General features: G+C 66.3%; 23 protein-coding genes. 11 read left to right on the top strand and 12 right to left on the bottom strand.

The genetic code is table 11. The features are described 5' to 3' along the window. Window positions 1-19 precede the first annotated feature (19 nt). The 3 genes from dnaJ to dnaK all read right to left on the bottom strand — a co-directional run bounded on the left by dnaJ (window position 20) and on the right by dnaK (window position 4053). Window positions 20-1207, bottom strand: a complete 1188-nt coding sequence (gene dnaJ, locus ACXYMR_RS04665) for a molecular chaperone DnaJ (protein WP_458941589.1) — start codon at window positions 1205-1207, stop codon at window positions 20-22. Next, a complete protein-coding gene (locus ACXYMR_RS04660; RefSeq protein WP_458941588.1) occupies window positions 1204-2070 on the bottom strand; it encodes an FkbM family methyltransferase in 867 nt (288 codons plus the stop codon). The genes dnaJ and ACXYMR_RS04660 overlap by 4 nt, the downstream gene beginning before the upstream one ends. Window positions 2071-2139: 69 nt before the next feature. Beyond that, entirely contained in the window at window positions 2140-4053 is a 1914-nt protein-coding gene (gene dnaK, locus ACXYMR_RS04655) for a molecular chaperone DnaK (RefSeq protein WP_458941587.1), read from the bottom strand. Window positions 4054-4367: 314 nt separating this feature from the next. Here dnaK and ACXYMR_RS04650 point away from each other — a divergent pair, with 314 nt between their 5' ends. Next, window positions 4368-5006 (top strand): alpha-ketoglutarate-dependent dioxygenase AlkB family protein, encoded by a 639-nt coding sequence (locus ACXYMR_RS04650; RefSeq protein WP_458941586.1) that lies wholly within the window; start codon window positions 4368-4370, stop codon window positions 5004-5006. On the opposite strand, the gene ACXYMR_RS04645 is transcribed toward ACXYMR_RS04650, so the two are convergent. Next, window positions 5003-6535: an FMN-binding glutamate synthase family protein gene (locus ACXYMR_RS04645; RefSeq protein ID WP_458941585.1), complete on the bottom strand. Its 1533-nt coding sequence runs from the start codon at window positions 6533-6535 to the stop codon at window positions 5003-5005. The two genes, ACXYMR_RS04650 and ACXYMR_RS04645, sit on opposite strands and share 4 nt — an antisense overlap. A 115-nt stretch (window positions 6536-6650) precedes the next feature. Beyond that, a complete protein-coding gene (locus tag ACXYMR_RS04640) occupies window positions 6651-7949 on the bottom strand; it encodes a M48 family metallopeptidase (protein WP_458941584.1) in 1299 nt (432 codons plus the stop codon). 204 nt (window positions 7950-8153) lie between these two features. Between ACXYMR_RS04640 and ACXYMR_RS04635 the strand changes: the two genes are divergently transcribed. Next, window positions 8154-8495, top strand: a complete 342-nt coding sequence (locus tag ACXYMR_RS04635) for a hypothetical protein (RefSeq protein WP_458941583.1) — start codon at window positions 8154-8156, stop codon at window positions 8493-8495. 75 nt (window positions 8496-8570) lie between these two features. Here the strand turns inward: ACXYMR_RS04635 and ACXYMR_RS04630 are convergent, their stop codons facing one another. Together ACXYMR_RS04630 and hrcA are read right to left on the bottom strand one after the other, a co-directional pair. After that, entirely contained in the window at window positions 8571-9233 is a 663-nt protein-coding gene (locus tag ACXYMR_RS04630; protein ID WP_458941582.1) for a nucleotide exchange factor GrpE, read from the bottom strand. Between the two features lie 9 nt (window positions 9234-9242). Continuing rightward, on the bottom strand, window positions 9243-10322 hold the full coding sequence (hrcA, locus tag ACXYMR_RS04625) for a heat-inducible transcriptional repressor HrcA (protein WP_458941581.1): 1080 nt from the start codon (window positions 10320-10322) through the stop codon (window positions 9243-9245). 123 nt (window positions 10323-10445) lie between these two features. Between hrcA and rph the strand changes: the two genes are divergently transcribed. After that, window positions 10446-11189: a ribonuclease PH gene (gene rph, locus ACXYMR_RS04620; protein ID WP_458941580.1), complete on the top strand. Its 744-nt coding sequence runs from the start codon at window positions 10446-10448 to the stop codon at window positions 11187-11189. Here rph and ACXYMR_RS04615 read toward each other — a convergent pair. The 4 genes from ACXYMR_RS04615 to ACXYMR_RS04600 form a co-directional block, all read right to left on the bottom strand. Then, on the bottom strand, window positions 11186-12409 hold the full coding sequence (locus tag ACXYMR_RS04615) for an alpha/beta hydrolase (RefSeq protein WP_458941579.1): 1224 nt from the start codon (window positions 12407-12409) through the stop codon (window positions 11186-11188). The two genes, rph and ACXYMR_RS04615, sit on opposite strands and share 4 nt — an antisense overlap. 5 nt (window positions 12410-12414) lie before the next feature. Next, the gene (locus ACXYMR_RS04610; protein WP_458941578.1) at window positions 12415-13680 is read right to left on the bottom strand and encodes an alpha/beta hydrolase; all 1266 of its coding nucleotides are present in this window, start codon (window positions 13678-13680) and stop codon (window positions 12415-12417) included. Between the two features lie 258 nt (window positions 13681-13938). Then, window positions 13939-14166: a helix-turn-helix domain-containing protein gene (locus ACXYMR_RS04605; protein WP_458941577.1), complete on the bottom strand. Its 228-nt coding sequence runs from the start codon at window positions 14164-14166 to the stop codon at window positions 13939-13941. 12 nt (window positions 14167-14178) lie between these two features. Then, entirely contained in the window at window positions 14179-14727 is a 549-nt protein-coding gene (locus ACXYMR_RS04600) for a DUF2975 domain-containing protein (protein ID WP_458941576.1), read from the bottom strand. A 383-nt stretch (window positions 14728-15110) separates the two neighbouring features. On the opposite strand from ACXYMR_RS04600, the gene rdgB reads away from it, so the two are divergent. Next, window positions 15111-15704, top strand: a complete 594-nt coding sequence (rdgB, locus tag ACXYMR_RS04595) for an RdgB/HAM1 family non-canonical purine NTP pyrophosphatase (RefSeq protein WP_458941575.1) — start codon at window positions 15111-15113, stop codon at window positions 15702-15704. Beyond that, window positions 15704-16852: a radical SAM family heme chaperone HemW gene (gene hemW, locus ACXYMR_RS04590; protein WP_458941574.1), complete on the top strand. Its 1149-nt coding sequence runs from the start codon at window positions 15704-15706 to the stop codon at window positions 16850-16852. Before rdgB ends, hemW begins: the two co-directional genes overlap by 1 nt. A gap of 2 nt (window positions 16853-16854) precedes the next feature. On the opposite strand, the gene ACXYMR_RS04585 is transcribed toward hemW, so the two are convergent. Further along, complete coding sequence (locus tag ACXYMR_RS04585; RefSeq protein WP_458941573.1) at window positions 16855-18192, bottom strand: penicillin-binding protein activator; 1338 nt, start codon at window positions 18190-18192, stop codon at window positions 16855-16857. Between ACXYMR_RS04585 and rsmI the strand changes: the two genes are divergently transcribed. The 6 genes from rsmI to ACXYMR_RS04555 all read left to right on the top strand — a co-directional run bounded on the left by rsmI (window position 18191) and on the right by ACXYMR_RS04555 (window position 24885). After that, window positions 18191-19087 (top strand): 16S rRNA (cytidine(1402)-2'-O)-methyltransferase, encoded by an 897-nt coding sequence (gene rsmI, locus ACXYMR_RS04580; RefSeq protein ID WP_458941572.1) that lies wholly within the window; start codon window positions 18191-18193, stop codon window positions 19085-19087. The two genes, ACXYMR_RS04585 and rsmI, sit on opposite strands and share 2 nt — an antisense overlap. After that, window positions 19084-19470 (top strand): YraN family protein, encoded by a 387-nt coding sequence (locus tag ACXYMR_RS04575; protein WP_458941571.1) that lies wholly within the window; start codon window positions 19084-19086, stop codon window positions 19468-19470. The genes rsmI and ACXYMR_RS04575 overlap by 4 nt, the downstream gene beginning before the upstream one ends. Window positions 19471-19570: 100 nt before the next feature. Next, the gene (locus tag ACXYMR_RS04570) at window positions 19571-20239 is read left to right on the top strand and encodes a BON domain-containing protein (protein WP_458941570.1); all 669 of its coding nucleotides are present in this window, start codon (window positions 19571-19573) and stop codon (window positions 20237-20239) included. Then, complete coding sequence (gene gshB, locus ACXYMR_RS04565) at window positions 20239-21183, top strand: glutathione synthase (protein ID WP_458941569.1); 945 nt, start codon at window positions 20239-20241, stop codon at window positions 21181-21183. The genes ACXYMR_RS04570 and gshB overlap by 1 nt, the downstream gene beginning before the upstream one ends. 216 nt (window positions 21184-21399) lie before the next feature. Next, a complete protein-coding gene (locus ACXYMR_RS04560; RefSeq protein ID WP_458941568.1) occupies window positions 21400-22926 on the top strand; it encodes a YifB family Mg chelatase-like AAA ATPase in 1527 nt (508 codons plus the stop codon). A 72-nt stretch (window positions 22927-22998) separates the two neighbouring features. Then, window positions 22999-24885: a response regulator gene (locus tag ACXYMR_RS04555; protein ID WP_458941567.1), complete on the top strand. Its 1887-nt coding sequence runs from the start codon at window positions 22999-23001 to the stop codon at window positions 24883-24885. The last annotated feature ends 23 nt before the right edge of the window (window positions 24886-24908 follow it).

Genomic DNA, 24908 nt, shown 5'->3' with positions numbered 1-24908 from the left:
CACCTGATGTCGGGAGGCGTCAATTGGCGTTGGGACGTCCATCCTCGGTCGTCACGTCATCCCAGAACTGTTTCACCTTGTTGAAGAAACCCGCGCTGTCGGGATTGCAGTTCTCCCCCGACAGGTCACAGAACTCCCGCAGCAATTCCTTCTGCCGGTCTGACAGATTGCGAGGGGTCTCGACGAACAGCTCGACCACCATGTCGCCGCGCGGGCCGCCGCGCAGGCGCGGCATGCCCTTGCCACGCAGACGCATGCGCCGCCCCGTCTGGGCACCTTCCGGAATCTTCATCTCCGCCTTGCCGCCCTCGATGGTCGGTACCTGGATCGAGCACCCCATCGCCGCCTGCACCATGGAGGCTGGCGTGCGGCAGTACAGATTGGCCCCGTCGCGTTCGAAAATGTCGTGCGGGCGCACCGAAATGAAGATGTAGAGATCGCCGCGCGGTCCGCCGCGCGCGCCGGCTTCACCTTCGCCGGCGAGACGGATACGCGTGCCGTCCTCGACACCGGCGGGGACGCTGACATTCAGGCTGCGAGTCTTGCGGACCCGGCCGACACCGTCACAATCGGTGCACGGGGTCTTCACGTACTGGCCGCGACCGCCGCACTGGGGGCAGGTCTGCTCCATGGTGAAAAAGCCCTGCGAGCGCCGGATGCGACCGGCGCCATGACAGGTACCGCAGGTCTCCAGATCGGTGCCCGGTTCATTGCCCTGACCGTCGCAGCGTTCGCAATGCATCGCGGTCGGGACCTTGATGGTGGTGTCCTTGCCGTTGAAGGCCTCTTCGAGGGAGATCTCGAGATCGTAGCGCAGGTCGGAGCCGCGGGCCGGCCCGTGATTGCGGCCACCGCCGCGGCGACCGCCCGCACCTCCCATACCGAAGGCCTCGCCGAAGACCTGTTCGAAAATATCCGCAAACTCGGCCGAACCGGCCGCGCCGCCGAACGGCCCCTGACCGCCGCCATGGCCACCGCCGTTCTCGAAGGCCGCATGACCCATGCGATCATAGGCAGCGCGCTTGTCGGCATCGGACAGCACGGCATAGGCCTCGCCGACTTCCTTGAAATGGGCTTCCGCGTCGGCGTCCCCCGGATTGCGGTCCGGGTGATACTTCATGGCCAGCTTGCGATAGGCGCTCTTCAGGGCCTTGTCGTCGACGCCGCGCTGGACGCCCAGGATTTCGTAATAGTCGCGCTTGCTCATTGCATTTCACCATCGGGCAGAACGAACACGGCGTTCTGTCGCATCTGTCGTGCCAGCTGATAGCCGTGTGCCCGGCACACGCCGCTGGCGCCATCTTCGAGATCCGCGTCATGTCGCGTCTCGAGCAAAATCATCTTGGGCCACAGGTGTCGCGGCGATTCGGCGAAGAAGCCGTTAAGTACCGGCGCCTCATGGCCCTCAATGTCGATCTTCATCGCGTCGACGCGGTCAAGACCGGCCTCGTGGAGCAAATCCAAGAGCGGGCGGACCCGGACGCGGCTCCCTTCCCCGTCTTGCGAGATTTGGACTTCCCCGCGATTGCTCCCTGCGGCCCGCAGGGTGACTTCCCCGTCCACATCGCCCAGCGCGCAATCGAAGACCTGGACGCTGGCCGCGTCTGACGTGGCCAGGTTGAACTCCAGCCGGCGCCGGTTCTCCGGATCCGGTTCAATGGCAACCACCCTTGCTGTGCGACCCAGAACGGCCGCATCGGCCAGGACCGACAGCGTGTAGAAGCCGGCATTGGCACCCGCATCGACGAAGTTGAAACGGTCATCAGCGGGCAGCGCTTGAATGGCCTCCCGCAAGCTTTCCCGCTCGGCCGGGTCCCAATTGCCGGCTCCGGCGAAAACCCGCTTCTCGCACCGGTTGTCGCGCAAGTGCAGCCGGGCAAACTGTCCAGGAAAGACCTCGACGTCGGCAAGGTTGCGACCGCCCGCCATCAGAATGCGGCGCACGATTGACTCCGCAGTGCGCCGAACCGCCTTTCCAGGCAATGCCATGGGCAGGCGGCGCAAGCGCTCAAGCGCCGGCGACAGGGCAAAGGCGCCGAACGGCGCACGGTGGGGATCGGGACTCGTCATGGTCGTTTCGCCGGACGCCATGGGCGAGGGGCCCGGAGCGTTGGTGTCCATCGCTCCGGGCCCGCTCACTCAGGAGTCCTTCTTGGCGTCGTCGTCGACCTCGGAGAATTCGGCGTCGACAACATCATCGTCACCCTTGTCCCCGGACGTCGCTTCGGCGTCGTCGCCGCCTTCGGCCTGCTGGGCCGAGTAGATGGCTTCGCCGAGCTTCATCGAGGCCTGGACGAGCGCCTGGGTCTTGGCCTGGATGGCTTCCACGTCGTCGCCTTCCTTGACCTCCTTGAGCTCGTTCAGCGCAGTCTCGATGGCTTCCTTGTCTTCCGACGGGACCTTGTCGCCGAACTCTTCGAGCTGCTTCTCGGTCTGGTGCACGAGGGCCTCGGCACCATTGCGCGCTTCGACGAGCTCTTTCTTCTTCTTGTCCGCGTCGGCATTGGCCTCGGCGTCCTTGACCATCTGGTCGATGTCCTCATCGCTGAGGCCACCGGAGGCCTGGATGCGGATCGCCTGCTCCTTGCCGGTCGCCTTGTCCTTGGCCGACACGTTGACAATGCCGTTGGCGTCGATGTCGAAGGTGACCTCGATCTGCGGCAGGCCGCGCGGTGCCGGCGGGATGCCGACCAGGTCGAACTGGCCGAGCAGCTTGTTGTCGGCCGCCATTTCACGCTCACCCTGGGACACGCGGATGGTCACCGCGGTCTGGTTGTCGTCGGCGGTCGAGAAGACCTGGGACTTCTTGGTCGGGATCGTGGTGTTGCGCTCGATCAGGCGGGTGAACACGCCACCCAGCGTCTCGATGCCCAGCGACAGCGGGGTCACGTCGAGCAGCAGGACGTCTTTCACGTCGCCCTGCAGCACGCCGGCCTGGATGGCGGCACCCATGGCCACCACCTCGTCCGGGTTGACGCCCTTGTGCGGGTCACGGCCGAAGAAGCCCTTCACCGATTCCTGGACCTTGGGCATGCGGGTCATGCCGCCGACCAAGACCACATCGTCGATATCCGAAGCCGACAGGCCGGCATCCTTCAGGGCCCGCTTGCACGGCTCGAGGGTGCGCTTGACCAGGTCTTCAACCAGGGCTTCCAGCTTGGCGCGGGAGAGCTTGATGTTGAGGTGTTTCGGACCCGACGCGTCAGCCGTGATGAAGGGCAGGTTCACTTCGTAGGACGAAGCGGAGGACAGTTCCTTCTTGGCCTTCTCGGCTTCTTCCTTGAGGCGCTGGAGGGCCAACTTGTCCTGCTTCAGGTCGATGCCGTTCTCTTTTTTGAACTCGTCCGCGAGATACTCGACAATGCGCATGTCGAAGTCCTCACCACCGAGGAAGGTGTCACCATTGGTGGCCTTCACCTCGAACACGCCGTCGCCGATCTCCAGGACGGAGACGTCGAACGTGCCGCCGCCGAGGTCATAGACCACGATGGTCTTGTTCTCGCCCTTGTCGAGGCCGTAGGCTAGGGCCGCCGCGGTCGGCTCGTTGATGATGCGCAGGACTTCCAGGCCGGCGATCTTGCCGGCATCCTTGGTGGCCTGGCGCTGGGCGTCGTCGAAATAGGCCGGAACCGTGATGACGGCCTTCTCGACCTTCTCGCCGAGATAGCTTTCCGCCGTTTCCTTCATCTTCTGCAGCGTGAAGGCAGAGATTTCGGCGGGCGAGTACTTCTTGTCGCGGCCCTGGACCCAGGCGGCATTGTTTTCCGACGGCACGATCTTGTAGGGGACCATGTCGACGTCCTTCTTGACCGTCGGGTCATCCATGACGCGGCCGATCAGGCGCTTGATGGCGAAGAAGGTGTAGTCGGGGTTGGTGACCGCCTGGCGCTTGGCCGGCTGGCCGATCAGGCGTTCGCCGTCTTCGGTGAACGCCACCACGGACGGGGTCGTGCGGGCGCCTTCGGAATTCTCGATGACCTTGGCCTGGCCGTTTTCCATGACCGCGACACAAGAGTTCGTGGTGCCAAGGTCGATGCCGATAACTTTACTCATGGATCGTCTCTCCGTTTTGTCCAAGCGGGACCGGCTCGGTCGTGTCCCGGCCTTCAACAGAAGCACCGGGCATTCCGCTCACCGTCCCCTTCGGGATCGTCATGTACTGGTCCGGTGTTGCCCCACCGGTCGTGGTTCAAAGGTGTCGCCGGGACAGGCCCCGCGTCTGCAAGGCGATTTAGGAAGGCCGGCCGGAGTGCGCAAGGGCCGGAGCGCAAGCGATGCACAATTGCGTGAGCGATTTTTCAGTGCGCGCCGCGTCTGCGGCACATTGGCGGGTGGAAGAGGCGCGTCCGGGACGCCATGTTGGCTCCATGAGCACGCCTTTCTCCCTGCCCGACGGTTTTCGCTACTTGCCCGGCCGCATCGACCGGGCAGCCCAGCAAGAACTGGTCGACACGGTTGTCGGGGTTCAGGCGGAAACCCCCTTCTGGCGCCCCTCCATGCCGCGCACGGGCAAGCCGCTCTCGGTGCGCATGACCAATTTCGGACCGCTCGGCTGGGTGACCGACAAGGACAAGGGGTATCGCTACGAGCCGGCCCACCCGGAAACCGGCACCCCCTGGGCGCCGATTCCGCCGCTCCTCCTCGAACTGTGGGAGGAGTATGCCGGCTATCCGGCCGCGCCCGAGGCCTGTCTGGTCAACTGGTACGCACCTGAGAGCCGCATGGGCATGCATGTCGACCTCGACGAGGCGGCCACCGACGCCGCCGTCATCTCGGTCTCGCTCGGCGACAAGGCGCGCTTCCGCATCGGCGGTCCGCAGCGCGGCGGCCGCACCGGCTCTATTGTCGTGTCGTCCGGCGATGTCGTGGTGCTCGGCGGCGCCGCCCGCCGCTGCCATCACGGTGTCGACCGGATCTATCCGGGCACCTCGACGCTCCTGCCACGGGAGTATTTCCCGGACGGCGGGCGGATCAATCTGACGCTGCGGCGGGTCAACCTGGCCTAGGCCTGCATCGGTAGGTGCCGGACTTCCTCGCCCTCTTCGTCCGGTGGCATGAAGTCCATCGTGTTCATCGGCCGCGAGCGCCCGTCCGACTGCACGATGCGGACATGCTTGCGGCGCAGCTGACGGGGTTCGGCGACGCCGCAGGAATGGGCGATCATCTCGACATCGTGGCGGATCGTCGTGGCATAGGTCGCCACTTTCTCCGCCTTGTCCTCGACCACCAGGCCGCGTTGCAGCCTCGCGTCATGCGTGGTGATGCCGGTCGGGCACTTGTTGGTGTGGCACTTCATCGCCTGGATGCAGCCGAGGGCAAACATGAAGCCGCGGCCGCACTGGATGAAGTCCGCCCCGGCCGCCAGCGCCCAGGCCACGGCGCCGGGGGTCAGCAGCTTGCCCGAGGCGATGATGCGCACGCGGTCCTTCAGTCCATGCCGGCGCAGGATCTGGGCGGCGATCGGCAGGCTCTCGGAGATCGGCAGCCCGACATTGTCCATCAGCGCCATGGGGGACGCCCCGGTGCCACCATCGCCGCTGTCGATGGTGAAGAAGTCCGGCGCGCTCTCGTGGCCGCGGCGATGGACCTCCTCGCACAGATCCTCGATCCAGCCATACGCCCCGATGGCCGCCTTGAACCCGACCGGCTTGCCGGTGACCTCGCGGATATGGCCGATCAGGTCGAGCAAGTCGCCAATGGTTTCGACATCGAGATGGCGGTTCGGCGAGATCGAGGCCTCGCCGGGCAGGATGCCGCGGATCTCGGCGATCTCCGGCGTCACCTTGGCTGCCGGCAGGATGCCCCCCTTGCCCGGCTTGGCCCCCTGAGACAGCTTGAGCTCGAACATCCGGACCTGCGGGATGTCGGCCATCAGTTTGAGCTTCTCGTCAGACAGCCGGCCCTCGATGTCGCGCACACCGTAATTGGCGGTGCCGATCTGGAAGACGATGTCACCGCCGCCTTCCAGATGCATCGGTGCCAGTCCGCCTTCGCCGGTATTCAGCCAGATGCCGGCCTTGGCCGCCCCGCGCGACAGCGCCTGCACGGCAGGCTTGGACATCGAGCCATAGCTCATCGCGGAAATGTTGAAGAAGGACGGGGCGTCGTAGGGCTCGCGGGCATGCGGCCCGATGCGCAGCGGCTCGGTCGACGCGGCGTGGTCGTCGAGCAGCGGAAACGGGCAATTGACGAAGATCGCTGTCCCGACCGGCGTCATCGGCTTGGTCGAGCCGAAGGGGACAATGCCGAGCTGGCCACGCGAGGCGGAGTACACCCAGTTGCGCTGGGCCCGGTTGAACGGCAGCTCCTCGCGATCCATGGCGAACAGGTATTGCCGCAGATAGACGCCGAGTTCGGACAGCAGGTCGCGCATCCGGCCGACCAGCGGAAAGTTGCGCCGGATCGTGTTGGAGGTCTGGAACCAGTCGATGACCAGCAAGGCCAGGAACACGACGAGGCATAGCGCCAGGCCAAGCAGCAGGATCTGCGTGATCACGACAAGGGCTGTGCCGGCCCAGTCAGGCAGTGGCAACATTCGTGTATCCTCTTACGGCGATCGCGGACGCGAGACCCGGACCCTGTTGCAGTGACCGCCGACTATAACGCGCCGATGGTCCGCTCCGGCAAGCCGGAGATGCGGCTTTGTCCGGCTAGTCCGCGTTTGCCATGCGCGCGACATCGGCGGCGATGGCCTCGGCTCGGTCGAGACGCAGGTCGGCCGACACGTCCGAGGCGCCCAGCTCGAGCTGTCCGGCCTTCCATTGCATCGACATGAAGACACGGGCCCGGCCCGACGGATGGTCGAAGAACACCCATTCTTCCAGCGCTCCGGGTTCGATCTTGCGATAGGAGGACAGCCGCAGGGCCGCGGTGGCGAAACCGTCGGGCGCCCGTGCCGCATTGAGGCCGTAAATGTCGGCCTCCGCCTCATTGGTCCGGATCACCGTGTTGAACACTGGCGTGGTGATCAGGAAGAAGATCGAGATACAGGCGACGAGAAGAGGCAGGCCGGCGACATCGCCAATGCCCGACACACCCCAGTGTTGGCCGAAGCGCCGGTTCACGAAACCGAACAGCCAGTCGGTGAAGGCAAAACCCAGCGCCAGCACGACGCCGAACATGACGAACATCTCGTACAGATGGTTGAGCGCGTAATGGCCCATCTCATGCCCCATGACGGCCAGCACCTCGTCCGGATCGGTATTGTCGACCAGCGTGTCGGACAGCGAGATGCGGGTGGTCCCGAACAGGCCAGAGACATTGGCGGTGATGCGATTGGACTGTCGCGACACGTCGAACACGTAGACATCATCAGCCGGAATGCCGTTGGCCTGCGCCAGCGCCAGGATGTCGTCGCGCAGCTCGCCCTCCGCCATGGGTTGGTAGTCGTTGAACAGCGGCGCGACATAAACCGGCGACACGAAAATCAGGAAGGCCAGGAAGCTGACGGAGAGGGTCGTGCCCCAGATCCACCAGCTCGCCTTGGCGGCGCGGATCACCGCGTAGAGCAGGGTCAGGAAAAGCGCACCGGTGATCATGCTGACAACCAGGGACATGCCCCATTCCGACAGCCAGCCCCCCATTGTCATGGTCGACAGTCCGTAATGATGCTCGCGGAAGAAGCCCTCATACAGGGCCAGCGGCAGGGTGAGCAGGCTGGTCACCAGGAGATAGACCGCGGCGAAGGCGAGTGTGGTCAGCCAGGTCCAGCGCAGCCGGTCCTGCAACCGCGTGCGCAATCCCTTCGCGAACCCGCTGGCCAGGAGCAGCCAGGCGACCCCCAGACCGACCAGGGCATTGACCAGGATGAGCCAGTAACCGCCCTCGAAATAGCTGTCCGAGCGCGCCCGGGCCGCCCCGTCCAGCGTGGCCAGGTAGGCCTGGGTCGCCATTTCGGCGTCGAACCCGGGTGTGCCCGCCAGGCCGGCGAGCTGCGTGATGATCGACATGTTCGGCCTCCCCGCCGGCCCGTGTTCGGGCAAGTTCCGGATTAGGCACAGGTTCGGGCGCAGGGTGTCAAGCCGCTGCCGGTCGGGAGGCGTCGCGGAGCGAAAGATTTCGGTTGCCAGCGGGGCCGGGCAGGCAGAATGTCCGCGCCGGTCAGTCGGCCTGGCCGGTCCTGCCACCCCAGTTTCACTCCGGAGCGTCCCAAGATGTTTGCCCGTAGCGTTTTGATGTCCAGCCTGTCGGCGGCTCTCTTTGTCGGCGTGGCCTTCTCCCAGGCCCTGTCCAGCTCATTCACCGTGGAGAATGCCACGGCGGTGAACATGGTCGCGGTGTACGCGGGCCCCTCATCCAGCCCGGAATGGGGCCCGAACATTCTCGACACGGCCTACATTGCCAGCGGCCAAGCGGTCGTGGTCACTGTTCACAGCGAGACCGGCGAGTGCCTGTTCGATTTCCGCTATGACTTTGCCGATGGCGCCCGCTTCGAGGAATACGGGATCAATATCTGCGCCATCAACGGCCAGACCTTCGTCATCACCGGCAAGTAGGCCCGATGAAAACGGGCGGCACCCGACCTGGGAGCCGCCCGTTCGGCGTTCTCGATGGGCCGGCGTGGCCGGTGCTCACGCCTTGACGTCGACCGAGCCGCCCGTCGACGGACCGTCATCACCGCCGGCCGCTGCCTGGCCCGACGACACGGCGACCATGGCGGCGCGCAGGGTGCGCTCCTTGAGCACGTATCCGGTCTGCATCACGGCAGCGATCTTGCCGTTCGCCTGCTCGGACGGGATCTGGGCCACGGCCTGGTGGACATGCGGATCGAAGGCGTCGCCCGGCTGCGGGTCGACCTTCTTGATGCCGTGGCGCTCCAGCTTGGACAGCAGCGCCTTTTCGGTCATGGCCACGCCGTCGACCAGGTTCTTGATCGTCTGCGGTGCGCCATTGAGCTCGTTCTCGTCAAGCGCCGAAACCGCGCGCGACAGGCTGTCGGCGACGTCGAGCAGGTCCTTGGCGAAGCTGGATACCGAATAGGCCCGAGCGTCGGCCACTTCCTTTTCGGCCCGGCGGCGCGTGTTCTGGGCGTCGGCCAGGGCGCGCAGCTTGTCCTCCTGCAGGCCGGCAATCTCCGCCTTGAGCTGCTCGATCAGGGCCGGACCGGCATCTGCCAGGTCCGAAATGTCAGACCCGGCCTCGGCCTGTTTGGGTTCCGCGGCCGCGGCGCTCTCTGGATTCTTCGGGGCGCCGGCGTCCAGTTCGTCTTCGGTCTTGTTCTCGGTGTCGCTCATCTTTGTCTTTCACTCTCGGTTTCGCGCGCCATCCAGGATCTGGCCCACCACGCGGGCGGTATAGTCGACCAACGGGATAACACGCGCATAGTTCAGACGCGTCGGGCCAATCACACCCAGCGCGCCGATGATTTCCTGCTCGGCATTCATATAGGGAGCCACGATGACGCTTGAACCCGACAGACTGAAAAGCGGGTTCTCGGCGCCGATGAAGAGGCGCACCCCGTCCGCCTCGCGGGCCTTGTCCAGCAGGGTGATCAGGCCTTCCTTGCGTTCCAGGTCCTCGAACAGCATGCGCACGCGTTCCAGGTCCGACGCCGCCTGCACGCTTTCCAGCAGCCGCGCCTGGCCGCGCACGATGAGGGCGCGATCGGCAGTGCCGCCGCCGGCCCACTCGGCCAGCCCCTGGCGCACCAGGCCCTGGGCCGCCTTGTCGAGCTGCGAGCGGTGTTCGGCAATCTCCTGGTCGATCTGCGCACGTGCCTCGCTCAGGCTGCGCCCCTTGAGCCGTGCCGACAGGTAATTGCCGGCCTCGATCAGCGTCACCGGCGGCAGCCCGTCGGGCACGCGCATCAGCCGGTTTTCCACCGAGCCGTCGGCGAACACCAGCACGGCCAGGGCCTCGGACGCCGACAGCGGCACGAACTCCACGTGGCGCAGCGGCGCCTCACGCTTGGGCGTGACCACCAGGCCGGCGCCTCCGGCCAGTCCGCCAAGCAGAGCCGAGGCCTCGCCCAGCAGGTCCTCTGTCGACTTGCGAGACAGCGCCACCTTGCCCTCGATGGCCTTGCGCTCGTCCTCGCTCAGCTCGCCGACCTGCAGCAGCCCGTCGACGAACAGGCGCAGGCCGGCATGCGTGGGCATGCGGCCGGCGCTCGAATGCGGCGCCGTGAGCAGGCCGAGATCGGCCAGGTCCGCCATGGTGTTGCGGATCGAGGCGGGTGACAGGGTGAAGTTTCCCGACTGCGACAGGGTGCGCGAGCCGACCGGCTCGCCGGTGCGCAGATAGGCTTCCACGATCTCCCGGAAGATGTCGCGCATGCGCGCGTCCAGCGCGGCGAGGGTGGATTGCGGTCGGGCTTCGGACATGGCTCTCAATTAAGCGTCCCGGGCGGTCCGTTCAATCACCTTCGACGGACACCTCGCTTGAAGCGCGGCGGCGGGACCGCTAGAGCGTGGGGCCGAACCCACACCCGCCACAGGAAACCTGTCATGAGACCTTATGGACGCGCCGTCGATGCCTTGCGTGAAATCAGCCTTGAAACCGGCGTCTCGGCCTATGCGGAAGGCTCCTGCATGGCGCGTTTCGGCGGTACCCACGTGCTGTGCACGGCCAGTGTCGAGGACAATGTGCCGCCGTGGCTGCGCGGGGGCGGCAAGGGCTGGGTGACGGCCGAGTACGGCATGTTGCCGCGTTCGACGCATACCCGCTCGCGTCGCGAGGCCGCCTCGGGCAAGCAGTCCGGCCGGACCCAGGAAATCCAGCGCCTGATCGGCCGCTCCCTGCGCGCCGTGGTCGATCTCGGCGCCCTCGGCGAGCGCCAGATCACCGTCGACTGCGATGTCATCCAGGCCGATGGCGGTACCCGCACCGCGGCCATCACCGGCGCCTGGGTGGCCCTAAAGCAGGCCATCAACTACCTGAACGAGGAAGGTGTGCTGAAGGCCGAGCCGGTGCACGGCCAGCTCGCCGCCGTGTCCTGTGGCATCGTCGACGGCGAGGCCCGTCTCGACCTCGAATACGAGGAAGACCGCCGCGCCATGGCCGACGCCAACTACGTGCTCACGGCCGGTGGCGGCATCGTCGAGATCCAGGCCACCGCCGAGGACAAGCCGATCAGCCAGGCCGATTTCGACGCCCTCTTCGCCCTCGCCCGCAAGGGTGTCGGCGACCTCTGCGAGCTGCAGAACGAGGCCCTGAAGACCGGCAAGGCGCTGTTCACGCCGGAGGGCTAGGGCGTGTCGGGGACACAGTCCGGATCGGCGGGAAAGGCAGCCTTCACGGCGTCTGCGAACAGCATTTCGTAGGCAACCGGTCCATGGCCGGAGACCAGCTCGACAAAGCGGGCGGCTATGCCGTCCGCTTGCAAGGCCGCGACGACGCCCCGGCTGTCGGCATGGAAGCCGGGTTCGTAAAGGCCGGCACTGATCATTACGTTGATTGGAGCCGCGGGTTGCCCAGCCTCGCGAGCGCTTTCCCATCCAAGGGATGCGCCGGCGACGTGGGCAATCCGGTCGGCCTGCAGCAGTCCTGTAGAGAGGGCCCAGGCCGCGCCGCTGGACGCGCCGAATGTCATCCGGTCCTGCCGTCTTGCCGAGCCGCCTCGGTCTTGGGCGAGGGGCAACAGGTCTTCGATGAGCCATCGCTGATGGAGGTCGAATGAAACGGGATGAGCATTCCAGAGATACTCGCGCGACCTCGCATCACTGGCTGGGCCGCTAAGCCCGTCTACCGCAGGGGCCCCATGCTCCTCGCCCGGCCACAGGCCGACCATGAGTACAGGCTGTGCCTGGCAGCTTGCAGCCAGCGCTTCGGCTATCGGCGCCAGGGTATGTACGCGACCGCCGTCCGCCACGAATATGGTCGGGTATCCGTCAGCAGGGGGCACCCCGGGCGGTAGGTACAGGCTAACCCGGCGATCATGACCATAGACCGTGCTGGGCAGGAGGTGGGCCTCGGCGTGCTCCGACCACGCTCCGGTGCGCGGCGGAGCCGGGCGGGCGTTTGGGCCGCGATAGACCGGACGCGCCGTGAAGGCGTCTCCCTCTGCCGAGACCGGGGGCAACGGCCAGAACGCCAGCACCGCTTCATCCAGCCGGGCGACCTCGTAGGACATGCCCCAGAGCCCGTCGTCAGACAGTCTCTCCATGCTCGTGTGGAACACGCAGCACATCTCGACGGACCCGATCTGCGGGTCGCGCCGGGCGGCCACATGCACCAGGCCCTCATCCAGCCAATAGGCATTGTCCTGCGCGCCCAGCCTGGCCCGGGCCTCTGCGGCCGTGATGGCACCGGCGACGGGGCAAACCGGCGCCGAATCGAGTGCGCACGGCAAAGCCCTGTCCTCTCCGGAATCGTCGGGCTGCGAGGCGGCGACACTTTGAGGGGCAACAGCGACTGCGAGGGTCAACGCGGAGAGCATGGAAGCGAGCGGGAAGCGGGTCAGGCGGGACATTTCGGTCACTCCTGCCCCAAGGCCAGATCGGCGGACGGTTCGCATTCTGGCGTGGCGGGAAACGTGACTTCCAGCGCATGCGCGAACTGCTGCTCAAACGCCAGGGGCGAATGGCCGGAGACGAATCTCTGAAGCTCAACTTGGCCGCCGCCCTCGCGGATCTGCTGCGTGATCCATTCGCTGTGGGCCAGGACCCTCGGCTCAAACAAACCCGCGCTGACCAGAAAGACGGGCTCCGGGCTGACCGTTTCCGCGGCATCGAAGGCCTGCCTCCAGACAAAGGAAGAAGCGCTGGCCGAGCCGAACAGATCAGGGTGCCGCAGAGCCGTGGAAACCGCCCAGGCGGCGCCGTTGGATTTGCCCGATATAAGGCGTTCCGCAGCGACCGTGGACGCCGCATAGTTCGACTCGATGTGGGGCATCACCTCGTCAATCAGGAAGCGTTCATGCGCCGAGAAGCGATCCGGGTCGCGCCCCCACAAATAGTCCGCCGCCCGCAAGCGCGAGCTCTCATGGAGGTCGTCGCCGTCTCGATGTTCGGTCTCGATGCCAACGATGATCACCGCCCGGGCACGGCACTCGGCCGCCAAGGCCTCGGCGATTTCGCCATACCCGTGGGCATTGCCGCCATCCGCCATGTAGACAACCGGATGCGGCCCAGCCCCGGACGGCGGGACATAGATGTTGACCGTCCGGGCGTGATCGAACGCGCGCGGCGGCATGACCTCCCGGATGAGCCGGTCCTCCGGGTACTCCCGCTTGGGGACAGGGGGCGGCGCGTCAGAGCCGAAATAGTGCAACCTGTCATCCCACCGAGCCAGCTCCCGGTCGGCCAGCGGGATGGGCCAGACATCAATAAAGGCCTCGTCCAGTCGCGGAAGCTGGTAGCTGGCGACCCACAGCCCCGGCTCGATGGGCTCCATGTGGGTCTGCAGCGCACAACACATGTGGACCGCGGTGACGTTTTCGGGCCGGCGTGCCGCCACATGCAGGATGTCATCCTCGCGCCAGTAGGCCTGCCAGTCCGACCCCAGCCGCTGACGGGCCTCCTCCGCGCTGATCGCGCCCACGACCTGGCAGAAGGCATGCTCGGCGAGCGTGCACCCTTCACCCCCGCGGGGGTCCAGCAATTCCGCTTCGGTGGGGAATGGTGTGGGGTGCAGGCCTGCGAGCACGACGGTTGCGGCGACTGATAAGACGACATGCATCTGGCGAAAGCTCCACTTCTGCGTCCTTGGTCCCAGATTGCACGTGGAGATATCAATGTTCAAGCGTACAGGGGGAATGCAGCTCGTCGACGTTCGGGGACTAGCTGCGCACCATTTCGGGTTCCCGCCCGGCGTTTGTTGCCCAACTCTTTGCCAACTCGTGAGAAAAATGCCAAAAAAGGCAGACGGCGGGAGCGCGCTGGGGGGCTGGAAATGGCCCGCTCGGCTCACTTGGAAGGGGCAACCGTGCAGGCCCGCTCCCGCCGTCTGATCCGCCCGACATAGCGAGCGAAACCCGTGACCCTGTGTTAGGCCGCGCGCCTATTCGGCCGCGTCGGCGTCGTCCTCCTCGTCCCAGGCCAGCAGGTCGCCGGGCTGGCATCCGAGTTCGCGGCACAGCGCTTCCAGGGTCGAGAAGCGCACGGCCTTGGCCTTGCCGGTCTTGAGGATCGACAGGTTGGCCATGGTGATGCCGACACGGTCGCACAGTTCGGTCAGCGACATGCGGCGCTCGAGGAGCATGCGATCGAGGGTGACGCGAATGGGCATGATGGCGCCTCCCTAAATCGTCAGTTTTTGTTCTTGGCGCATTTTCGCGCCTTCGCGGAACACTTCCGCCATGACCAGGAGCGCGCCGACCGCGAACCAGGCCCCGAGATCGATATTCGCCGCTCCCGTCAGCTCCAGCCCGCCGCCGACCGGCTGGTCCATCAGGGTCAGCGCCATGGCGACAGCGCCCTGGGTGACGTGGCGCAGGATCTGGTAGCCGGCGATCGCTATGGCGATGACCCGGAGGTGCCCGGCATTTTCCGGCACGAAGGGGTCACCGGCGATCAGGGTCGAGAAGATGCGCCGAAGGCGGTCGATAACGACCAGGAAAGCCACCATCTCGGCGACAAAGATCGGATAGACCCAGCCATGGGTGCGAACCCCGTCCAGAATCTGGCCGAGAACGCCCGGTGTGTAGCCGAGGAAGTCCAGCACCAGGGTGGCGGCGGCTGCAAACAATACCAGCGCGGCAAAGAACAGCAGTGCCCAGGCCAGGTACCAGACGATGTCCAGTATGACCTTTATGATCGATGCCAGTGAGCCATGGCCCAGCGTTTTCATGCCTGCCCCTTCCTTCGGATCCGATCGAGGCCTGCGAGCGTTGTGTCCACTCGTCAGGCCTCAACCGTGTGTGCCAATCAAGCTGTTACCGGTGCAATGGCATAGAACGCGCCGACTGCAACCGACAACAGGAGAACCATGTTGATGGCAATCGAAGCGAACACGCGACTGCCGGAATTGTCGGACCTGACCATCTTACTGTTTCCTTTTTTCTGTATCGAACCAAAAACCGTTATTCTCGTTGCGCTTTTGAGTGCGCCGGACGGTGTCTCCGTCCTTGTTGTTTATCGATAAACATAAAAAATGAGCCGCGCAAGCAAAAAATATCGTTTTTCGATATGAATTTTTCGAAATGCGATATGCATGAACCGGAAAGGTAGGCCATGTCGACGACCGAAACCTGGGTGTTAGCGACCCACAATCCCGGCAAGATCAAGGAGTTGGTCGACCTGCTTGAGCCGCACGGGGTGGCGGTCAAAAGCGCAGCCGAGGTCTCCCTGCCGGAACCCGCCGAGACCGAGCCGGACTTCGCCGGCAATGCGGCGTTGAAAGCCCGGGCCGCCTGCGAGGCGACCGGTATGCCAAGCCTGGCTGATGATTCCGGCCTGTCCGTCGATGCCCTGGGCGGGGCACCCGGGATCTATTCCGCCCGCTGGGCGGGGCAGCCGCGTGATTTCGACAGGGCCATGCAGCGCGTCGCCACCGAATTGGAGGAGAAGCCCGGGGCTGACAGGACCGCCCATTTCATCTGTGTCATCGCCCTGGCCCGGCCGGACCGGGAGGTCGAGCTCTACGAGGGCCGCGTCAGCGGCCGCATCGTGTGGCCTCCGCGTGGCAGTGGCGGGTTCGGCTATGACGCGATCTTTCAGCCCGACGGCGAGAGCCGCACCTTTGCCGAGATGAGCCTGCTGGAGAAACGCGCGCTCAGCCATCGTGGCCGCGCCCTCGAGCGCCTTATCGAGGCCGAGTTTTCCTGATGAAGGACCTGGGAAACGCGCTGGGTCTTTACGTGCATTGGCCGTACTGCGCCAGGATCTGCCCGTACTGCGACTTCAACGTCTATCGGCCCAAGGGCGAAGAGGACCTGCTGTTCGGCTCCATCCTGGCCAATCTGGAGCAGTGGCGCGAGATGACCGGTCCCAGCGCCCTGGCCAGCATTCACTTCGGCGGGGGAACCCCGTCGCTGATGACGGCTCGTCAGATCGGTGCCTTCCTGGAGCGGGCCGAGGCGCTCTGGGGATTTGAGACTGGCATCGAGATCGGCCTGGAAGCCAATCCGAATGATGCGGCAGCTTTTCCGGATCTGGCGGCAGCCGGCATCGAGCGGGTGTCGCTGGGCGTGCAAAGCTTTGACAATTCGGCTCTCAAGCAGCTCGGTCGTGATCATGACGCCGAGATGGCCCGCGCCTCCATTTCAGCCGCGCAACACGCGTTCTCGCGCCTTTCCATCGACATGATCTACGCGCGGGCCGGCCAAGGCCTGGACGATTGGCGGGCCGAGCTCGGCGCCGCTCTCGAGCTCGGTCTTGACCACATCTCGCCCTACCAGCTGACCATCGAGGCGGGTACCGCCTTCGGCAAGCGGGCCGAGCGCGGTGAAACCCTGGCCGCCCCGCCCGACTTTGCCGCCGACCTGTTCGAGCTGACCCAGGACATGTGCGCCGATGCCGGCCTGCCGGCCTATGAAATATCCAACCATGCCCGCAGCGTCGCGCACCAGTCGCGACACAACCGGATCTACTGGGAAGGCGGAGACTGGATCGGTGCCGGGCCGGGAGCCCATGGCCGCATCGGGCGGGCCAGCACCGGCGGGCGCGTCGCCACCAGCACGCTGCGGCGACCGCGGGAATACGCCAAGGCGGTGTCAGACGGCACCGGGCGGGCGATCGAACTGGAGCGCCTCGATGCGTCACAGGAAGCGGTCGAACGCATTCTCATGGGCATGCGCCTGACCGACGGCCTCGACCTGGCCCATCTGAACGCCTGCACCGGCCAGTCCGTGGACCCCGATGGCCTGGCCCGGATGACGGCGGAAGGCTTCGTCGAGCAGAGCGGCACCCGGGTGCGTCTCACACCGCAGGGACGCCTCCTGGCAGACGGGGTTTCCGCCCGCCTCGTGCCCTGACCTCAGTTGACCACAGGCTCGAAGGTCTCCGGAGCCGGGTCGATGACCCGGAATCCGCCGGGCTGCAGCTCATAGATCGCCAGGCCGCGATCGATGCGGCCATCGCTGCGGAAACGGAACAGGCCGTCGGCACCGAGGAAGCCCTGCGGGTCTTCGATCGCCGTGCGTGAAAACCCGTCCTCACCGCCATCGAGATGGGCCGCAACGGCCACTGCGTCATAGGCGAGACTGGCGATGCGCGACGGATCATTGCCATAGGCGGCGCGGTAGGCGTTCTCGAAGCGGTCACGGGCATCCTGGCTCGGTCCCGCGAACCAGGCTCCGCGCAGCGCCGGCTCGCGCAGCAATTCGGGGTCCTGCCACAGGCCGGTGCCGAGGAAGCGCACGCGGTTGGGCGTGATATTGCGAGAGATCAGCAGCGGGCCCAGGGCGCGCAGCTTGGTGCCGCTCTCCGGCATCATCACCGCCTGGAAAGGCAGCGGCACTTCCAGGCGCGGCGTCTCGGTGACCGCTTGGTCGCCTGTGCGCGGCGGTGCAAAGCGCCCCTGTGCGAGCCGGGCGGACGCGCTCGACATGGCTTCCACGTCACCGGTGTAGAAAGCCTCGCTATCGATCATGGCGCCATACTGGAGGGACACGTCCTGAAGCGCCGCGTGCACGGCCATGCCGTAGGGCGATTGCGGGCCGATAAAGCCGAAGCGCTCAACGCCCTGGCGGGTGGTGAATTCGACCACGCGCTCCACTTCGATTTCCGGCGGGAAGCTCAGCAGGTAGACCCCATTGCCGGCCGTCGACGTGTCAGTGGTGAAGGCCAGCATCGGAATGCCTGCCTGCCGCGCTACTTGTCCGGCGCCGGACACGGCCGGCCCGAACAGCGGCCCGATAATCATGTCGGCACCATCCTCCACCGCCGCTCGGGCAGCGGAGCGCGCTCCGGCCACAGTGCCTTCGGTATCCTTCGGGATCAGTAGCAAGTCCCCGCCGGCCCGGTCGAACAGGGCCAGCTCGGCGGCCCGCAACAGGCGCAGCGCTTCCGTACGGGCACCTGTGCTTGAGCTGGAAAAGGGCAGCAGGATGGCGATGCGGGCAATGTCCCGATCCGCCATGTGTGGGGGCACCAGTCCGGTGCGTACCGGATCCTGGGGCTCCGGCTCGGGCATAACCGGCTCGGGCGTCGGTTCCGGCTGTTCGACGATCACCGGTGGCGGCGGCGCGGGTCTCGGCGTAGAACCGCAGGCGGCCAGCACGCTGAGCCCGGCCAGGGCGGCCAGACGGGTTGCGAAAACCGCCTCCTTGCCCCGCATTGCGGTTGAGACACACGAAAAAATGACGGAAAGCATGACCGATACACCCAGAAAAATTCTCAGCGAAGCTAGCCGCCGCAGCGCTGGGGGGCAAGCGCTCGACCCCGGTCTCTACCTGGTCTCCACGCCGATCGGCAATCTGCGCGACATCACCTTGCGCGCGCTCGACGTTCTGGGCGCTGCCGACCGCGTCCTGGCGGAGGATACCCGGGTCACCCGCCGCCTGCTCGACGCCCACTCCATTCGCGCCGACCTGTCTGCCTACCACGATCACAATGGCGACCGCGTGCGCCCGGAAATACTCGACGCGCTCGATGGCGGCGCGGTCATCGCCCTGGTCAGTGATGCCGGCACGCCGCTGGTCTCCGACCCCGGGTTCAAGCTGGTTCGCGAGGCCATTGCCCGCAATATTCGCGTCGTTCCCGTGCCCGGCGCGTCTGCCGTCCTGTCTGCCCTGACCATGGCCGGTCTGCCGACGGACAGCTTTGCCTTCGCCGGGTTTCCGCCCCCCAGGGCCGCGGCCCGCGAGGCCTGGCTGGCGGAGTTCCGGCATGTTCCGGGTACCCTCGTCTTCTACGAGGGGGCGTCGCGAGTGGACGCGACCCTGGCCAGCATGGCCAAGGTGTTCGGCCCGCGTCCGGCCGCGGTGTGCCGCGAGCTTACCAAGATGTATGAGGAAGCGCGCCGCGGTACGCTTGCGGACCTGGCCGAGCACTATGCCGGGGCCGGGGCGCCGCGCGGCGAGATCGTCATCGTGGTCGGTCCCCCCGAGGACGACAGCTGGGATGCCGGCCGCATCGATGCGGCACTGGAAAAGGCCCTCCAGGACATGCGCGTCAAGGACGCTGCCCGCGAGGTCGCGCTGGCTTCCGGCTGGAGCCGCCGCGACGTCTATGCCCGTGCCTTGTCGCTCAAGGATGTCGAAACGTGACCCGAGCCCGGCGCCAGGCGGAGCGACGCGGGCGGTGGGCCGAATGGCAGGCAATTGGCTGGCTGGTCCTCAAGGGCTACCGCATTCTCGATCACCGGGCGCGCACCGCCGCCGGTGAAATCGATCTGGTGGCGCGGCGGGGCGAATTCCTGTGCTTCATTGAAGTGAAGGCTCGGGCGAGCCGGGAGGCCGCCCGCCAGTCGGTCGGTTTTCGCCAGGCAGACCGCATCGTGCGCGCCGCATCGCTGTGGATGGCCCGCTACCCGGCTTTCTCTCATCTGTTTCCGCGCTATGACATGGTATTGGTGGTGCCCTGGAGGTGGCCCCGTCACCATCGCGCCGCCTGGGTGCCGGATTATCGGGCCGGCCTCGACCTGCTGTGAGGCATGGCGCATTGAACATCACGGTTTGACAGGCGTTAGGCATGGCGTTGCCAACAAGATCGCCTAATCTGCCCACCACTCGATTCGACGGGAGTTCCGCATGTCACCACGCCCGCTTCGGCTGATCGCCCTGCCCCTCTGCCTGCTCATGGTGCCGGCCTGCTCGACCCTGCAACCGGAGCGCTCTATCGGGCGCCAGTTCGACGACACGAATGCCTCGCTGTCGATCAAGTCGGCCATGCTGAGGTCGGAAGGGTTCGCGCTCGACGGCGTCGACGTCGAAGTGACCGAAGGCATCGCCCTGCTGACCGGCCATGTGCCGCGCGAACGCGACAAGCGCATGGCCGAATGTTTGACCTGGTCGTCCGTTGCCGTGCGCAATGTCGCCAACGAGCTGGTGGTGGGCCCGGCACCGGATGCCCGTACGATTGCCCGTGACAGCACCATTACAGGCCGCGTCAACGCCGCCCTCATCGCCGATCGCGACGTGCGCAGTATCAATTTCAATGTCGAGACCCACCAGGGGCGCGTCTATCTGCTCGGTGTCGCCCGGAACCGGGCCGAGCTTGAGCGAGCCAGCGCCCATGCCGCCCTGGTCGACGGGGTGACTGACGTGGTGTCCTACGTTCGCATCGCCGGCGTCCCCAGCGATTTGCCTTCACGGGGCGAACGCCGTGCCGATGCCTGTGAGGGCGAAGCCCGCCCCGCCGTGGGCAATGCCGATGCGGATCCGGCGCCGGAACTGCTCGGCGGACCAGGAGGCCGATAATGGCGATGCGTATTGCTGTCCAGATGGACCCTGTCGAGCATGTCTCCGTGGACGCGGACACGACATTCGCGCTGATGGAGGAAGCTCAGGCCCGCGGTGCCGAGCTGTTCGTCTATGGCCCTGACCAATTGGCCTGGGACGAGGGGCGGATCACGGCCCGGGCCCGGCCGGTGCGGGTCAAGCATGTCCAGGGCGAGCATGCCGAGCTCGGCGAGGTTCGGGTTCTGGACCTGGCCGAGGATGTCGATGTCGTGCTGATGCGCCAGGATCCGCCCTTCGACATGGCCTACATCACCGCGGCCCACATTCTGGAAGGCCTGAAGGGTCGCACCCTGGTGCTCAATGACCCCGAATGGGTACGCTCCAGTCCGGAAAAGATCCTGCCCCTCGATTTTCCCGAACTGATTCCGCCAACCCTTATCAGCCGCGACCCGGTGGCACTGGCTGAGTTCAGGGCCAGGCATGGCGATATCATCGTCAAGCCGCTGTACGGCAATGGCGGGGCCGGCGTGTTCCGGCTCAAGCCGGGCGATGGCAATTTTGCCTCCCTGCTGGAAATGTTCTTTGGTCTGTCCCGCGAGCCGGTGATTGCCCAGGCCTTCCTGCCGGCAGTCGAGAAGGGCGACAAGCGGATACTGATCATCGACGGCGACCCGGTGGGCGCCATCAATCGCGTTCCGAAGAAGGGTGAGACCCGGTCCAACATGCATGTCGGCGGGGTCGCCGAAGCCTCCCAACTCGACGCCGATGATATCCGCATCTGCGACGCCATCGGGCCCGTGCTCAGGCAGCGCGGACTGATGCTGGTCGGCATTGACGTGATTGGCGGGAAGCTGACGGAAATCAACGTCACTTCTCCGACCGGTGTCCAGGAATTGAAGCGCTTCTCCGGCGTCGACACCTGCGCTGTGTTCTGGGACCGCGTGGAAGAAAAACTGTCCTGACCTGCCACACGCTTGACGTGTGTGCGTAAATCGTTCAGTCTTTGTTCACGATATGGACCGAAATCCTGTTCCGGCTGTGGAAAACCTTTCATTAACCAAAGGTTAGGAAATGGCGGCCCGGGTTTCGCGGAGTCTGCGGCCCGCTGCCGGCCTTTCATCGGCAGGATTTCTCGGGCCCAGGCACCTGTGCCATGTCTGTGAAAAACGGGGGCTGTCATGGCTGCGCGCACCACATCTGTGGCGTTCGAGGGGGCGGAAGCCCGTCTCGTCGACGTTCAGGTTCAGGTTGCAGGCGGTCAGCAGCCGATCTTCTCCATCGTCGGGCTGGGGGACAAGGCGGTGACGGAAAGCCGCGAGCGGGTGCGGGCGGCCTTCGCTTCGCTGGGGCTGTCGCTGCCGTCCAAGCGCCTGATCGTCAACCTGGCCCCCGCCGACCGGCCCAAGGAGGGCTCGCATTTCGACCTGCCCATCGCCCTTGGTGTGCTGGCCGAGCTGCAGATTCTGCCCCGGGACGCGGCCGAGAAGCACCTCATCTTCGGCGAGCTCGAGGGCGACGCTCACATCCGTTCGGCGCCCGGTGCGCTGCCTGCGGCGGTGGCCGCCAGCGCTGCAGGCCTGTCGCTGATCTGCCCGGAGGCCTGTGGCCCCGAAGCCGCCTGGGCCGGGTCGGAGCTCGACATTCTCGCGCCGGCGACGCTGATCCAGCTGATCAATCACTTCAAGGGCACCCAGGTCCTGAGCCGGCCCTCCCCAGGCGAGCTGATCGACGTCGCCACCGGGCCGGATCTCAAGCAGGTCAAGGGCCAGGAGAGCGCCAAGCGGGCGCTGGAAATCGCCGCCGCCGGCCAGCACAATCTGCTGATGGTCGGCCCGCCGGGCTCGGGCAAGTCGATGATGGCCGAGCGCCTGCCCGGCCTGCTGCCGGGACTGGAGCCGGAAGAATTGCTCGACGTCTCGATGATCCACTCGGTGGCCGGCCTGCTGGAGCGTGGGCGCCTGACACGTACCCGCCCGTTTCGCGCGCCGCACCATTCCGCCTCCATGGCCGCCATGGTGGGTGGGGGCATGAAGGCCAAGCCCGGCGAAGCCTCACTGGCCCACCGCGGCGTGCTCTTCCTCGACGAATTGCCCGAGTTTCATCCGCAGGTTCTCGACAGTTTGCGCCAGCCCCTGGAAACCGGCTCCATCACCGTGGCCCGGGCCAATGCCCACATCGTGTACCCCGCCCGCTTCCAACTCGTCGCCGCCATGAATCCGTGCCGTTGCGGTGGCGGGGCCGACGGCACGTGTCGACGCGGCCCGCGCTGTGCCGGCGACTACCAGGCGCGCCTGTCCGGCCCGCTTCTCGACCGCATCGACCTGCAAATCCACGTTCCGGCCGTGACCCCCGCCGACCTCGCCTTGCCGGCCGCTCAGGAGGGCAGTCGCGAAGCCGCGGCCCGGGTCGCGGCTGCCCGCGCGGTGCAGATGGAGCGCGGGGCCCTGAACGCGCACCTGGCCACCGACCGGCTCGACATCGTGGCCGAGCCCGACCGGCCCGGTCAGGCCCTGCTCAACGCTGCCGCCGACGCGCGCAATCTCACCGCCCGTTCCTATCACCGGGTGCTGCGGGTCGCGCGCACCATTGCCGACCTCGAAGGTGCCGAGGCGGTGCGCCGCGTCCACATCGCCGAGGCGCTCGCTTGCCGTCAGGGCCTGGCCCATGCCACTGGCGCATCGGCCCGGGCCATCGGCGCGCAATAGGTTGAATTGTCGGCAATCCGGGCCTTCCGCGTAGCCTGATCTTAACTTCGCCCTGTCAGGCTCGCGCGCGAGATGGCCCAGAAAAAGAAACCCGCCAAGCGCCCGGCGCGCGCACCGAAGCCCCAGCCCCCCGTGTTCGACGCGGCGGCGGCGGAGCTTGAGGGCTTGTTGATGACCGCGCTCGACGCGGCCGGGGAGCTGGTGCTGATCCGCGGCTATTCCGGCTGCGTGCAGCACGTCAACCAGGCCTTCATGGACACGTTTGGGGGCAGCCGTGCCGACTGGGTCGGGCGCTGGTTCTCAGTCGCTCCTCCGGCCACGGGCGACAATGCCCGGCGCTACGAAATGCTGATGCGGACCCGCCGCGGCCCGCTGTGGATCGAGTGGGACGAGCGCGTCCTGCCGGGCGAGCGCGGGGTGATTGCTGTTGGCCGTGATGTCACCCAGCGCCGCGAGGCACATGAGGATCTTGAGGCCTCGCAGCGTGCCAAATCGCTGTTCTTCGCTGCGGTCACACACGAGCTGCGCACGCCTCTGGCCGGTACGCTGGGCATGACCCGGCTGCTTGAGACCACCGAGTTGAAGCCAGACCAGGCCGATTATATCCGGTCCATCGCTGCCTCGGCGGACCATGCGCTGACCATGGTGGACGATATTCTCGACCTGTCGCGTCTCGAGGCCGGCAAGCTGGACCTGCGTCCGGAATCCGTCGATCTCGCCGAGCTGGTCCGCGAAACCGTCGATCTGGCGGCTCCTCGGGCGCATGAAAAGGGCCTCGAGATCTGTCTTGTCCAGTCGGCGGGAGCGCCGATCCGGATAGAAGGCGACGCCGCCCGTATCCGCCAGCTCCTGTTCAATCTCATCGGCAATGCCGTGAAGTTCACCAGCCAGGGCGGCATTCGTGTCGAGATCGCCAACGCGCCTGACGGCGACGGGCAGCCGCGCCCGGCATTGTTCGTGGTCGATACCGGTCCGGGCATATCGGAAGCCGACCAGGCCAAGCTGTTCGAGCACTTCGAGCGCGGCGCGGCCGAGCGCGAGGGCCGCGAGGCCGGCGCGGGCCTCGGTCTTGCCATGGTGCGGCGCCTGGTCGAGGCGATGGACAGTTCGATGGGCGTCGAAAGCCGCCTCGGTGAAGGCTCGAAGTTCTGGGTCGTGCTCGACCTGCCAGTACACGAGTGTTTCGACGCCACGCCCCTGGCCGACCAGCGCTTTGCCGTGGCCTCGCCGGATCCGACCCTTCGGGCGGCACTCGCCGACCAGCTGCGCGCGCTCGGCGGCGACGCCGTCGAAATCGCCCGCGTCGATCAGCTGGAAGCCTCGACCGGCCGCACCCTGCTGCTGGACGCGGTTTGGTCAGGCCGGGCCCGTCGTGTCCCGGCCCGCCAGGTCTGGGGACTGGTCACGCCAAACGAGAAAGACGATTTCATCGAGGACCTCCCGGACGGCATCGAGGGCTGGCTGGTCAAGCCGGTAAGGACGGCAAGCCTGATCGAGCGCCTGGCACCGGAAGCCGTCGTCGCGACCGAAGCTGTACCAGGCCCGGAGGCGGCCGGCGCCGCTCCGGACCTGTCCGGACTGCGCATCCTGGTCGCCGAAGACGACCCCGTGAACGCCCTGATCGCCCGAAAATGCCTGGAAGACCTGGGCATCGAGGTCAGCCTGGTGGCCGATGGAGAGGCCGCGCTTGAAGCCCTGAAGGCCGAGACCTTCGACGCCGCCATGCTCGACCAGCGCATGCCGGGCCTCGACGGCCCGGACCTGGCCCGCGCCGTCCGCAAGGCCGGCCGCGGCCTGCCATTGATCGCCGTCACCGCCAACACCACCGAGGCTGACCGCTTGCTGTGCCTGGACGCCGGCATGGACGACTTCCTCACCAAGCCGCTGGATCCGGCCCGCCTCGCCGCAGCGCTGGGCCGCTTGTGCCGGTCGGGAAAGCAAGCCAGTCTGGGCGCCTAACCGCTCCCACCTGACAGGTTTTT

Source organism: Maricaulis sp. CAU 1757 (assembly GCF_054482675.1).
The sequence above is the reverse complement of the archived record's forward strand: the minus strand, read 5'-3'. Positions and strand labels throughout refer to the sequence as shown.